This window comes from Bradyrhizobium sp. USDA 241, assembly GCF_049739505.1.
Classification (GTDB): domain Bacteria; phylum Pseudomonadota; class Alphaproteobacteria; order Rhizobiales; family Xanthobacteraceae; genus Bradyrhizobium; species Bradyrhizobium liaoningense.
In genome coordinates this window covers 1,947,202-1,959,413 of sequence record NZ_JBMGPZ010000005.1, presented here as the reverse complement: position 1 = coordinate 1,959,413, position 12,212 = coordinate 1,947,202, and the positions used below count along the sequence as shown (strand labels likewise).

The following is a 12,212-nucleotide window of genomic DNA, read 5'->3' as shown; positions in this document are numbered from 1 at the left end:
GGCTGGCTAAAACGTCCCCGCCACAGTGACCCTGAACGTCAGCGGCTCCACCGGGTGCAGCACGTAATCCATCACGCCGTTCTGACAGACTGCCGTTGGCGCTGTGCCTGATGTGCAGAGATTGTAGAGCGAGTCGGTCTTGATCAGCGACCCATAGGCATAGGTGATCTGGTTCGCCTTCGCGTTGAAGAGGTTGAGCACGTCGAGCTGGATGCGCCAGCCATTGTCGATGCGATAGCCGAGGCGGCCATTGAAGATGCTGGTCGCAGAGGAGCGGAACGCATTGTCCTCCGTCAGCGGGCTCGAGGCCAGATAGCGCCAACGCACGGTTCCGAACCAGCCGGTCTTCTCGCCCAGCGTGACGCCGGCTGACGCCACCATCGCCGGTGCGTTCGGAATGTAGTTGCCTGGGGCATTGCCGATCTGCGCCTCGGGATAGCCGGCGAGCGAGGCATAGACCTCCGCCTGCTCGCTGTCATAGCCGCGAAACCGCGCATGCGTCATTGCAAGATCGGCGTCGATGTCGATCCAGGACCGTGGCCGGTAATGGTTGGTCCACTCGAAGCCGTAGCGACGGCTGGCACGGGTTGCCGAGGTATCGCCGGCATCGCCGGAGAACAGGATCTCGGAATCCTGATCCAGGATGAAGAGGCTGAGCGAGGTGTCGAGGCCCGCAACGATCCTGCTGCGGACGCCGACCTCCGCGCCTCTGGTGCGCACCAGCAGCGGCGACGGCGTGAGCCTTGTCGCAGGATCGGCCGGATCCTCCGTCGTGGTCGCGCCGCGGGCGTCGTTCGAATGCATCCCGTAGCCGGCACCGAGGAAGAATTCGGTCTGGTTGAACGGACCAAGCACCATCCTGAATTTCGGGCTGCCGAGCGCAGCATTCGTGCGGCCGGAATTGGCGGTGTTGAACAGCGAGGTGACATCAGCGGCATAATAGTCGCCGCGCCAGCCCACCGTCGTCCTGAGCCAGTCGGTCCAGCGCACCGTGTTTTCGGCATAGACCCCGACGCTGCCTTCGCCGACCTTGTCGCTGCGGACATTGGAGAGAAAGCTGCGCTGGAAAGTGTCGGTGAGCGCGAGGTCGATCGCATCATAACGCGATTGCAGGCCGACCGTGGTCTGCGTCGGCAGGCCCGCGAATGAACCGTTCAGCGTACGCGAGACGTTGGCGCCGGCCATCAGGCGATCGTCGTGCTGGTGGAACTGATCGCCGAGCACGGGATCATCGAGGAAGTAAGTGAAGTTGTTGAAGAGGTCGAGCTGGCTCTTCACCACATAGGCATTGGCCTTCCACGACCCGAGATCGTCGCTCTGCGCGACGCGGCCCGACAGCGCAAAACGGTTGGTGTTGCCGCCGTCGGTCGGATCCTCCGAGCCGAAGCGGTCGAGCAAGCCACCCGTGATCGCACGCTGCGGCACCTGGTCGGTCGAATTCCATCTGTTGACGTAGGCCATGCCGGTGACGGACAGGCCGTCGGTCGCGGTGCCCTGGCTGTAGCGCACGAGGCCGTTGAGCTTTCGCACATTGTCCGGATTGTCCCACGGGCCGTTGTAGGTCCCAACTTCGCCGGCCACCAGCAGCGAACCGTCACCGACTTTTGCGGAGTCCATGCCGAGCAGGCGGCGATAGCCGAAGCTGCCGGCGGTCACCTGCGCAAGTCTCCTGGTGCGGTCGATCAGGCCGATATGAACGCTTCCGACCGAGGCGAAGTCGCCTTCGTCGGCGAAATAAGGTCCCTTGCGCACGTCCATTGCGGCGACCGTTTCCGGGATCAGCCAGTTGAGATCGGCATAGCCCTGGCCGTGGGCGTGGGTGCGCATGTTGACGGGAACGCCATCGACCGTGATCGCAAGATCCGTGCCGTGGTCGAGATTGTAGCCGCGCAAGAAATACTGGTTGGCTTTGCCCTCGCCGGAATGCTGCGTCACGATCAGACCCGGGACGGCCTCGAGCACCTCACCCGGCCGCGAGATCGGACGCGCATTGATCTCATCGCGGGAGACAGTGATCTCGCTGGCCATGCCGGCCTCGCCCTTTGCACCCGAGCCGGCACTGCGTGCATCCGACGCCTGCGTCGGTGTTGGATAAAGGAAGATGCGGCGACCGGCCGGGGCCGGTCTGCCGGTGCGGCGCGATGCGACCGGCATCTTGCGCCCCGGTGTCTCGCTGCCACTGACCAGGACCGGCGGCAGTTCGCGTGAGGCGCTACTGCTCTGCGCAAAGGCGCGGCCATCATCCGCGAGCAGCGCCAGGGCCGAGAGTGCCGTCAGCGCGCCTCCGCGACGGCCGGGCTCAGACCGTCTCAATCGCATCGGAGCATTCCAAAACCTTCGTCCCGGCAGTCCCGGGCTCGACCGCCCGCAAATTCGGCCTCGCCACTCGCCCCATCAGCCCCGCCTTCACAGTATGACGTTTATCAAATTTTCTCATACTGACAAGAGCAAGAGCCGGACCACTTTCGACCTCACGGCCGAACGCCGACAAGAACTGAAGCCAAATGGCTGCTCTAATGAAGGAATTCCGCGCCGGCTCATGACGTCGCCGGGGCGGGACGGAGCGCTTCGATTGGCAAGCTGATATCCACCTTGACGATCAAGTTGACGGCCGGCAGGGGATCACGGACACGCCCGCCGCACCGCGCCATCCAATCTGTGGATGGATTGCATGTTGATGCCGCAAGTGCTGGCCGCTTCCAGAACAGGCTCCGTTTCAACGGTCGTGGAACCGATCGCTGTGAAGTGGCTCACATGCGGCCGGACAATCTGGATGTATTGGTCGAGCCGGGTGGAGATGGCAGACGGAGATGCGCATGAAACCCCTCATGCTCTCGCTCATTGCAGCCATGCTTCTCGCTGGTGTAGCCAGCAGCGTCTTCAGGTCGCATGCAGTGTTCCCTTTCGGTGAGCGCGGCATGGCGTCCATTCGAGACATGCAGACAGGCCAGGCGATCAAGCTGCCCGAGCAGGAACTTCAGGATCGCTCCGTCCTGTTTGTGAAAGAGCCGGCTCAGTAGGCCGGAGCGCCCGCGTCGGGCTCCGCTTATTCGGCCGCGGCCGGCGCGGGTTGCGGTTGTCCGTCGTTCGGTCCGGTTCGCGCCTTCTGCTCGTCGAGCCAGAGGCTATGGTGCTCGCGAGCCCAGTTGACGTCGACTTCGCCCGAGCCCATGGCCTCGAACGCGCCTTCCATGCCGATGGTGCCGATATAGATGTGCGCGATCATCGCCGCGACGAACAGGACCGCCACGATCGAGTGGACGATCTGAGCCATTTGCATGCCCTCGATCCCCGTGCCGTAGAACGGGAACATCAGCGCATAGCCGGACGCTGCGACGAGCCCGCCGCCGATCACGACGATCCAGTAGATCATCTTCTGGCCGCCATTGAAGCGGTAGGCCGGCGGATGGTCATGTCCGATCAGGCCGCCGCCGCGCTTCGCCCATTCGATATCCACCTTGCTCGGGATATTGCCGCCGATCCACATCAGGAAGATCAGGACGACGCCGATGGTGAACGGGAAGCTCAGATAGTTGTGCGCGTACTTGGCCCATTGCGACCATTCCGAGAAAGCCTCGAAGCCGATCAGCGGCAACAGCAACGGCCGGCCGAACGTGATGTTCAGCCCGGAAATGGCTAGGACGATGAAGCAGCTTGCCGTCATCCAGTGCACGAACCGCTCGAAGGCGTTGAAGCGCACGATGGTGCGACCCGACCGTCCGGCTTCGAGGCGCACCATCCCGACAGTCAGATAGAAGATCACGATGGCCGCGGTCGCGCCAAGGATGGCAATGCCGCCGATCCATCGCAGCGTCACATTGCGGAATTCCCGCCATTCCCGTCCCTGCGGCTGCTCGAGAACGCCGGAGCGCTGATCGGGGATGCTGACGCGGCCCTGAATCCGGTTGAGCTCCTGCAGAAGCTGCTGCTCCTTGACCGCGCTCGCGGTCGGGTTGACCTGCTGAGCACTCGCGGGCACTGCCGTCACCAAAAGAAGCAGCGCCCAGGCGCCCAACGCCAGACGAATGAACCTTCCAAACGACGCCATCACGTCCTCCCCGGTATTGCGCGCCCTTCGGCTGCCCACGTCAGGACTCGATTGTCTCGCGATATGCAGTCTTCCAGCCCCATGCGCCCGAGCCATAGCCGCGCTTCATGACCCGCTCCTTGTAGATCTGCGCAATGATCTCGCCGTCGCCCGCAAGCAACGACTTGGTCGAGCACATTTCAGCACATAGCGGCAGCTTGCCCTCGGCCAGCCGGTTCGCACCGTATTTCTCGTATTCCTCCTTGCTGCCGTCGGCCTCCGGACCGCCGGCGCAATAGGTGCATTTGTCCATCTTGCCGCGTGAGCCGAAGTTCCCGACCTTCGGGTATTGCGGCGCGCCGAACGGGCAGGCGTAGAAGCAATAGCCGCAACCGATGCAGAGGTCCTTGGAATGCAGCACCACAGCATCGGCGGTGGTGTAGAAGCAGTTCACCGGGCAAACGGCCGCACAGGGCGCGTCCGTGCAGTGCATGCAGGCCATCGAGATCGAGCGCTCGCCCGGTTTGCCGTCGTTGATGGTGACGACGCGGCGCCGGTTGATGCCCCAGGGCACCTCGTGCTCGTTCTTGCAGGCGGTGACGCAAGCGTTGCACTCGATGCACCGATCAGCGTCGCAGAGAAATTTCATCCGAGCCATGTGCGTGCTCCTCTCAGGCTGCGACGATCTGACAAAGCGTGACCTTCGGCTCCTGCATGCCGGTTGCAGGATCGTAGCCGTAGCTCGTGATCGTGTTGGCGCTCTCGCCCAGCACGATCGGGTCGGTGCCGGCGGGATAGTTCTTGCGCAGGTCGGCACCGCCCAACCAGCCGCCGAAATGGAACGGCATCCAGGCGACCCCCTTGCCGACGCGTTCGGTCACCAGCGCCTTCATCCTGGCACGTGAATTGTTCTCGGCACCGCTCACCCAGACCCAGCCGCCGTCCTTGATGCCGCGATCGGCGGCATCAGCCGGGCTGATCTCGATGAACATGTCCTGCTGCAATTCGGCGAGCCATGGATTGGTGCGGGTTTCCTCGCCGCCGCCTTCGTATTCGACGAGACGTCCCGAGGAAAGGATCAGCGGAAACTGCTTTGCGATCCCCTTTTCCACCGCCGCCTTCTGCACCGAGAAGCCGATATTGGGCAGGCGGAACTGCTTGGCGTCGGGCAGGGTCGGATATTTCTCGACGAGATCGACGCGCGGCGTGTAGATCGGTTCGCGGTGCACCGGGATCGGGTCCGGCAGGCCGAACGCATTCATGCGCGCCTTGCCGTTGCCGAAGGGCACGCAACCGTGCTTCAGCGCAACGCGCTGGATGCCGCCGGAAAGGTCGACAGCCCAGGACACCGCATCCGGATTGGCCGGGTTGACCCTCTGGATCGTCGCCATCTCGGCCTCGGTGAGATCCAGGTCCCAGCCGAGCTTCTTCAGGCTTGCCAGCGTGAATTCGGGATAGCCGTCCTCGATTTCCGATCCCTTGGAGAAGGATTTGTCGGCGAGCAGGCTCACCTTCCGCGTCGTACCGTCCGGCAGTTTCTCCTCGCGTTCGATGCCGAAGCGTGGGCGGAACGCGCCGCCGCCGTCCATCACGTGCAGATTGTTGTTGTAGAGCAGCGGCGAGCCGGGATGCTTCACCTCGGGCGAGCCCCAGCACGGCCAGGGTAGGCCGTAATAGTCGCCGCCGACCTCCGGATCGTCCTTCGGCGCACGCAACGTCACCAGGTCGAACTTGTGCTGGTTCTTCATGTGCGCCTTGATGCGCTCCGGCGACTGGCCGCAGTAGCCGGTCGACCAGCTTCCGCGGTTGATCTCGCGCAGCACGTCCTCGGCGACCGGAAGATTGTTCTCGACCTTGATGTTCTTGAACATCTTGTCGGCGAAGCCGAACTTCTTTGCCAGCAAATAGATGATCTCGAGGTCATCCTTGGATTCGAAGATCGGCTTGACGATCTGCTCGCCCCACTGGATCGAGCGATTGGAGGCGACGCGCGATCCCGTGCATTCGAACTGCGTGGCCACGGGCAGGATGTAGACGCCATCCTTGCGTCCCGCCTCGACCGCCAGGGACGCCCAGGTGGTCGGGTGCGGGTCGGCGATCACCAGCAGCTCCAGCGCCTTCAGGCCCTTCAGCGACTCCGGAATGCGGGTGATGCTGTTGCTGGCGTGGCCTTGCACGAATACGGCCTTGACGTTGTCCTTCTGTGCGACATCGGCCTTCGGCAGCAGCGCAGCATCGAACCACCGCGTCAGGGGGATGCCTGGCGTCTCCATCTGCTTCTTCTCGTCGAAGCGGGAGACGAGATAGTCGTAATCGACCTCCCAGACCCGAGACCAGTGCTTCCAGGCGCCTTCCGCAAGGCCGTAGTAGAACGGCAGCGTCACGATATCGAGGCCGACATCGGTCGCGCCCTGCACGTTGTCATGGCCGCGCAGGATGTTGGCGCCGGCCCCGGCCTTGCCGACGTTGCCGGTCATCAGCAGCGCGATGCAGCTCGCCCGCACGTTGGCGGTGCCGACCGTGTGCTGGGTCTGGCCCATGCACCAGATGATGGTCGCGGGCTTGACCGTCGCGAACGTCTTGGCGACGCGCTCGAGCTGCGCGGCGGGCACACCGGTGACGCGCTCGACCTCCTGCGGGTTCCACTTCTCGACCTCCTTGCGCAGGTCGTCGAAACCATAGACGCGCTGGGCGATGAATTCCTTGTCCTCCCAGCCGTTCTTCAGGATGTGCCACATCATGCCGTAGAGCACGGGAATGTCGGTGCCGGGACGGATCCGGACATATTCGGTGGCATGCGCCGCGGTACGGGTCAGGCGCGGATCGAAGACGATGAAGTTCGCCTTGTTGAGCTCCTTGGATTCCAGCAGGTGCTGCATGCTGACGGGATGCGCTTCCGCGGCGTTGCTGCCGATGAACAGCATCGTCTTGGAGTTGCGCATGTCGTTGATGCTGTTCGTCATCGCGCCATAGCCCCAGGTGTTGGCGACGCCGGTGACGGTGGTGGAGTGGCAGATCCGCGCCTGGTGATCGGTGTTGTTGGTGCCCCAGAACGCACCGAGCTTGCGGAACAGGTAGGCTCCTTCGTTGGTCATCTTGGCCGAGCCGAGCCAGTAGACGGAATCGCTGCCCGACTTCTCGCGAACCTGGAGCAGCTTGTCGCCGATCTCGTTCACTGCCGTGTCCCACGACACACGCGTCCACTGCCCGTTCACCAGCTTCATCGGATAGCGCAGGCGGCGATCGCTGTGCACGAGCTCGCGCACCGAAGCGCCCTTGGCGCAATGCGAGCCGCGGTTGATCGGCGAATCCCAGCTCGGCTCCTGCCCGATCCAGACTCCATTGAGCACTTCCGCCGTCACCGTGCAGCCGACGGCACAATGCGTGCAGATGCTCTTCTTGACGGTGGCGCCAGCCGTGAGCGGGCCGGCAGCGGCCGCTTCCGCCCTGCGCACGTTGACGACCGGCATGGCCCCCAGCGCTGCGAGAGCGCCGCCGGCCAGACCGGACTTGCGCAGGAACGTGCGGCGATCAAGTCCCCCGCCCTGGCCCGCAAGGGATTCGGCGACGGAGCCTCGGCGATCGGAACGCTGGTGTGTTCGCTTGATAAGCACGGCAGCCTCCCTCTCAGGCCGGATAACGATTGACGCGGTAGAACGTCTTCACGTGATCGGTTTCCTTGTAGCGCGCCTTGCGCTTCTCATCGTTGCTTTCACTGTCCGCCTGCGCGGCCCCGACCAGCGGCGTCGCCAGCGTCGCGCCGACACCGGCCGTGCCCAAGCCGACCCTGCGAAGAAAATCGCGGCGTCCGACCTTTGCTTTCGTCTCGTCACTCATCGCATCTCTCCCGGACCAAGGCGCCTCGGTCAGTTGGCGAATGTGAATGCTTCCGTCTCGATTTCGATGAAGGTGCGGCCGAGCGCGCCGACCGCCCGATAGAAACGGGCGTCCCCGGCGCTCTCGATGTCGGCGAACAGCCGCCCCATCCAGGGCGACACATGCTTTTCGAAGAAGGCGCGCTGCGCCTCGGGCGAGGCATCGAAGCGGCAGTCGGCAAGGCCCGACATGATCTCGCACAGGATGGCGGCGTGATCTTCGGGTTCCGAATTGTTGGCGACCCGCACGATGCCGAGCGCCGTCAGGTCGCCGCGCAGGCGCGACAAGGGCCGTTCGTTGAGAAAGCCGGTGAGATAATAGGAGGCATAGGGCAGCAGTTCGCCGCGGCCGAGCCCGACGAACAGATCGAAATACTCCCGCTCGACTTTCGCTGCGACAGCGCTCGAGGCGGCATCGGCCAGCGCCGCATGCGCGCGCCCGAGGGGCGTCGCGTCACCGCTCAACGCGGCGAGCTGATCGAGCAGGCGTTCCGACGGAGGCGCCGACAGCAGCGTTGCCAGTAGCGCGTATTCCTGTGCGCGCGCCGCATCGATGGGATCGGCGGAGCCGGCTTGTTCGCCATAGAGATCGGGCCGCAGATCGTTTCGGGGAACGCCGGTGGCGGTTTCGACTGCAATCACCCGTTGTGCGGGCACGCGGGTCCAGTTCGACACGGAGGGCTGGCTAATGCCTATTTTACGCGCAAGCTGAGCGATGCCGCCCGCAGCATCGATCGCCCGATCAAGCCCGTCATCACGCACGTGGACCTCCCATCCAAGTCCCGTCTGCTGATTATTGCCTTTTCTTACAAAGCACTAACAGCAAGGTAATCCCGGCTCCAAGGACCGTCAATCACTGCCATAGCCTCGGACTATAGCCTTTGGTCGTGCTGCTCAGCGCGGCAGTGCACCGCCGTGTGTACGAGGCCTGACGGGCTCGGCATCATCCCCAGATATGTCGGACGCCATCGGTTGCGCTGCAACAGGAATTGCCGGACGCTCCGCCTCGTCCGGCGGCTCGACGACATTGGAAACCACTGTCACATCGGCTTGATGCAAGTCCGAAGGATCGGCTGACTCGATCGCCGCCTCGGCGAGAGACTGGGCCGCCTCGCGCACTCCGCCGACAATGCGATCGACCAGTGCGGCCAGCTCCTCCGACGAGTAATCCAATGGTCCAAACCCCGGCATCGCGGTCGGGTCGTTGAAGTCCCATGCATTCTCCGCAAGTCCGACGAAGTCGCGAATGGCGGGATCGGTCGCCCAGGCGCGGCGAAGAGCCGCACGGCTCAAGTCCCGAGGAATCTTCTTGCCGAGGAAGGCCGTGATGTCGGTCGCAGCATTGATCTCATCGATCGACGGCAGACTCGAGAGGTCGAACTCACCCTCGTCGTCCTTGACCTCCGGCGGCGGCGTGGGCTGCGCCGCAGCAGGCTTCGCCAGCTCCGCTTGCGATTCGCGTTTGCGGCGCGACCAACGTGCAAGGAACTCCTCCTCGCTCATTCCTGTCCGCCTTCATGCTCGCGCCGTGCCAGTGCCTCCGGGTCGGCGCGGCGCCGCTTGCGCTTGACGAATTCCCGCTCGACATGGTGCTCGGCCACGAAGCTTTCAATCGCTTCGCGCAGCACCTCCGGCATCGGCACGGGCTCGACAAGATTGTCGGCGGCTTCGGTAAAGCCTTCGCCCTCGGCGGGGTCGGCCGTCACCGCGGTGACGGCATAGGGCCAGGCGCCGTCCGAGGGCGACAGCACAGTCCAGATGCTCGGATTGCCGGAGGCGAGATTGTCGCGATAGCGCGCCGTCTCGGACGGATAGAGATCGACGGTCGCCCTTCCGGCATAGAACAGGGTCGTGCCGTCCTGCTCGCGAAGCACGGTCCACGGCTGTGTCGCCGGCTCGTCCGGCAGGACGGCAATTCCGCGCCAGATGAAATCGACCCACGGCGAGTCGGCCTTGCGCCGCTCGACCACGACGCCGACGGCAATCGAGAGGGTGGGCAACGCCGCAGGGCTCATGTCGCCATCTCCAGGTGCTTCACCGGCAACCCGGTCAGCAGGTTCTGTGGCTTCATCCGGAGCTTCTGATCCGCCGTCATCGACAGGATTAGGTAGACCGGTTCACCGCCGACATCGTCGAGAGCGCGGCCTGAATCCGCGAACGTCAGGCGGAATAGCGCGAGCACACGGTCGGCGTCGCGCTCGCCGAGTTCTTCGCCGTGCCACAGACGGTCGCCGAGCCTCGTGGCGTCGGCATCGAGCCCGACATACCAGGTGAGCCGTGCCTCATGCAGCGCGCGCAGAGGCTCGATCATGACGTCGATGCCGAGCAGATGGGAGACCCAGCGCGTCATCGCCTGCGCCAGCGCAGCCGGTCCGCGGCCGCCCGCCGTAAGGTCGAGAGCCATGTCGAACTGGTCGCTGCGCTGCCAATAGGCATCGACATTCTCCTCGCTTAGCACCTCGACCACGGCATCGGTGGCGGCGCCCAGCATCGACATCAGAGAGAGCACCGGGGTCGGGCTCCGGCCGCCGACGATCTCCTCGTCGCCGAGCAACAGGGCCTGCTCATGCGGCAGGATTCGCTGTGTCCGGAAGAACAATTCGGCCGCGCGCAGCACGAACGGGTCGTCGCAGCCATCGAGCGCATTCCGCAGGATGACGTGCACGAGCTGGTTGACGAACAGCGGCGGCAAATCGTTCGCGCCCGATCTCACCGATGCAAGATAGGCGGCTTCGAGCGTCGGATGCCGCAACAGAAGATCGCGGAACGCCAGCACCAACTGCCAATTCTCCCGGGCATCGGCATCGACGATCCCGGCGATTTCGCCGGCGCTGACCGCCTGGCGCGGGTCGGCGAGCAATTCGCGGTGCAGCCGGCGTTCGACCGGGCACGCGTCGTCCGGCGGCATCAGCTCGGGACGGGCAAAATAGGCCTTGAGGAATTCGTCCGTGACACGGAGCCCACCGCCCTCGTCGCGATCGAGCAGGTGATGACCACAGGCGATCCAGAAATCGTTCATCGGACGGTCGGCTCCCGCCCCAGATCCGCAATCCTGAGATCGCCGTCAGGCTGGACCTCGTCCTCGATTTCCATGAACGAGAACGCCTTGCTGTGCCCCTGCCCTTGCCGGAGTTGCAGCCGGCGGAACGACTCGCGGACTTCGCCGTCGCTCGAGGTGCGGTGCACTGCAATGAGAGAGCTGATCGGATGGCTGCAGAGCGACTGCGCGAAAGCGACCTCCTCTTCCGCCGCCGTCTTCGCCGCCGCCATGTCCGGCGCACCGAAGCGATCGACGAGTTGCCTGGCAAGGAGATCGACCAGGCCGCGACGATCGTCTTCGGTTGCCGGAACGATCTGTGCCAGCGTCGACCAGCCCCAGGACTGCACCCCGAGGAAACCGCCGCGAAACGCCGCGCGCGCCTTGCCCTCGAGCCTGGCAGCGTCGTGATCCCAGAAGCGGAAAGCGCCTGAGACGGCCCATTCGCCCGGTTCCGCCGCCACGTCGAACACGAAGGTGTCGGAGGGATCGAGCGCGATGGTGCGCAGGAGCTTCACAGGCGCGGTCCTCCGAGGGCCGGATCGAGCCAGGTCGGGGTCGCGAGCGCCTGCACGAGATCGCTTCGCTGGGCCCGATCCGTCCCGATGCGGCGCGTCAGGACATCGCCGCAATCGTCAATGCGCTGAACTGTCTGCCTTTCGCGCGGCATCCGAGCGAGATAGTCACGCGCGACGCTGTCAAAGCCGTCGACCCGCCAGCCATCCAGCGCCAGCATCAGGTGCCGGGCAAAGCTTTCCGTGATCTGCGCCGCGCCGGCCTCGCCAAAACCTTCCTGGTCGAGTGCCGAGGCCAGCGGGTGGACGCCCGGATCGTCATCGTTCATGGCAACCGTCCGGATCATGGCTCCGAACACCAGCCAGGGCGGCGGCGCATCCTCGTCAGCTGCGAATGGCCAACCCATCCGTCCGCCACCGACCAGCCCCCCGTCGATCCTGATCGCGTCCGGCCAATTGATCGTGATCGGCTTGCTCGGCGGCGCATAGGCGCTAAGGGCATCGCTGAGAGCGACCATGCCGGCGTAAAAGGCGCGCCGCGCGCTGCGCAACGGCTCGGCCGGCTCCAGCACCACGGCGAACTCTGCGAGGTCGAAGCGGCCGACATAGACCAGCGTGCCGGCGCCGGCCTCCGGTGCGATGCGGCATGCATGGGCAAAGGCATCTCCGCTCTCGCGCAATCGCACCAACGTGAACGGCGGCGGCAAGTGAATAGGTTCCGCCAGGGAAACATGGTTGACTGGGGTCGACGACAGGCC

The 12,212-nt window shown here is 64.5% G+C and carries 12 protein-coding genes; 1 reads left to right on the top strand and 11 read right to left on the bottom strand.

Going from position 1 to position 12,212, the window contains the following annotated elements:
- Positions 1 to 6 precede the first annotated feature (6 nt).
- Positions 7 to 2,319 carry a TonB-dependent receptor gene (locus ABIF91_RS31160; protein WP_028176786.1) on the bottom strand — a complete coding sequence of 771 codons (2,313 nt, stop codon included), beginning with the start codon at positions 2,317 to 2,319 and terminating at the stop codon, positions 7 to 9.
- Between the two features lie 497 nt (positions 2,320 to 2,816).
- Here ABIF91_RS31160 and ABIF91_RS31155 point away from each other — a divergent pair, with 497 nt between their 5' ends.
- On the top strand, positions 2,817 to 3,020 hold the full coding sequence (locus ABIF91_RS31155) for a hypothetical protein (protein ID WP_244430136.1): 204 nt from the start codon (positions 2,817 to 2,819) through the stop codon (positions 3,018 to 3,020).
- Between the two features lie 26 nt (positions 3,021 to 3,046).
- On the opposite strand, the gene ABIF91_RS31150 is transcribed toward ABIF91_RS31155, so the two are convergent.
- The 10 genes from ABIF91_RS31150 to ABIF91_RS31105 all read right to left on the bottom strand — a co-directional run bounded on the left by ABIF91_RS31150 (position 3,047) and on the right by ABIF91_RS31105 (position 12,161).
- On the bottom strand, positions 3,047 to 4,048 hold the full coding sequence (locus ABIF91_RS31150; protein ID WP_035696231.1) for a formate dehydrogenase subunit gamma: 1,002 nt from the start codon (positions 4,046 to 4,048) through the stop codon (positions 3,047 to 3,049).
- A 40-nt stretch (positions 4,049 to 4,088) separates the two neighbouring features.
- Positions 4,089 to 4,685, bottom strand: coding sequence for a formate dehydrogenase FDH3 subunit beta (gene fdh3B / locus ABIF91_RS31145; protein WP_027571966.1), 597 nt, complete (start codon positions 4,683 to 4,685; stop codon positions 4,089 to 4,091).
- Positions 4,686 to 4,698: 13 nt separating this feature from the next.
- A complete protein-coding gene (locus ABIF91_RS31140; RefSeq protein ID WP_028176783.1) occupies positions 4,699 to 7,641 on the bottom strand; it encodes a formate dehydrogenase subunit alpha in 2,943 nt (980 codons plus the stop codon).
- A gap of 13 nt (positions 7,642 to 7,654) precedes the next feature.
- Positions 7,655 to 7,864, bottom strand: coding sequence for a twin-arginine translocation signal domain-containing protein (locus ABIF91_RS31135; protein ID WP_028176782.1), 210 nt, complete (start codon positions 7,862 to 7,864; stop codon positions 7,655 to 7,657).
- A gap of 29 nt (positions 7,865 to 7,893) precedes the next feature.
- Positions 7,894 to 8,664, bottom strand: coding sequence for a molecular chaperone TorD family protein (locus tag ABIF91_RS31130; RefSeq protein ID WP_028176781.1), 771 nt, complete (start codon positions 8,662 to 8,664; stop codon positions 7,894 to 7,896).
- 132 nt (positions 8,665 to 8,796) lie between these two features.
- A complete protein-coding gene (locus ABIF91_RS31125) occupies positions 8,797 to 9,405 on the bottom strand; it encodes a DUF3306 domain-containing protein (protein ID WP_028176780.1) in 609 nt (202 codons plus the stop codon).
- Positions 9,402 to 9,917: a DUF3305 domain-containing protein gene (locus ABIF91_RS31120; RefSeq protein WP_028176779.1), complete on the bottom strand. Its 516-nt coding sequence runs from the start codon at positions 9,915 to 9,917 to the stop codon at positions 9,402 to 9,404. Before ABIF91_RS31120 ends, ABIF91_RS31125 begins: the two co-directional genes overlap by 4 nt.
- The gene (locus ABIF91_RS31115) at positions 9,914 to 10,921 is read right to left on the bottom strand and encodes a DUF6352 family protein (protein WP_028176778.1); all 1,008 of its coding nucleotides are present in this window, start codon (positions 10,919 to 10,921) and stop codon (positions 9,914 to 9,916) included. The genes ABIF91_RS31120 and ABIF91_RS31115 overlap by 4 nt, the downstream gene beginning before the upstream one ends.
- Entirely contained in the window at positions 10,918 to 11,457 is a 540-nt protein-coding gene (locus ABIF91_RS31110; protein ID WP_028176777.1) for a DUF6505 family protein, read from the bottom strand. Before ABIF91_RS31110 ends, ABIF91_RS31115 begins: the two co-directional genes overlap by 4 nt.
- A complete protein-coding gene (locus tag ABIF91_RS31105; protein WP_050995242.1) occupies positions 11,454 to 12,161 on the bottom strand; it encodes a biotin/lipoate--protein ligase family protein in 708 nt (235 codons plus the stop codon). The genes ABIF91_RS31110 and ABIF91_RS31105 overlap by 4 nt, the downstream gene beginning before the upstream one ends.
- Positions 12,162 to 12,212: the final 51 nt, after the last annotated feature.

Excerpts from the sequence above, each read along its gene's own strand:
- ABIF91_RS31135 (WP_028176782.1), bottom strand. The coding sequence starts at position 7,864 with ATGAGTGACGAGACGAAAGCAAAGGTCGGACGCCGCGATTTTCTTCGC.
- ABIF91_RS31155 (WP_244430136.1), top strand. The coding sequence starts at position 2,817 with ATGAAACCCCTCATGCTCTCGCTCATTGCAGCCATGCTTCTCGCTGGT.
- ABIF91_RS31150 (WP_035696231.1), bottom strand. The coding sequence starts at position 4,048 with ATGGCGTCGTTTGGAAGGTTCATTCGTCTGGCGTTGGGCGCCTGGGCG.
- fdh3B (WP_027571966.1), bottom strand. The coding sequence starts at position 4,685 with ATGGCTCGGATGAAATTTCTCTGCGACGCTGATCGGTGCATCGAGTGC.
- ABIF91_RS31125 (WP_028176780.1), bottom strand. The coding sequence starts at position 9,405 with ATGAGCGAGGAGGAGTTCCTTGCACGTTGGTCGCGCCGCAAACGCGAA.
- ABIF91_RS31160 (WP_028176786.1), bottom strand. The coding sequence starts at position 2,319 with ATGCGATTGAGACGGTCTGAGCCCGGCCGTCGCGGAGGCGCGCTGACG.
- ABIF91_RS31115 (WP_028176778.1), bottom strand. The coding sequence starts at position 10,921 with ATGAACGATTTCTGGATCGCCTGTGGTCATCACCTGCTCGATCGCGAC.
- ABIF91_RS31120 (WP_028176779.1), bottom strand. The coding sequence starts at position 9,917 with ATGAGCCCTGCGGCGTTGCCCACCCTCTCGATTGCCGTCGGCGTCGTG.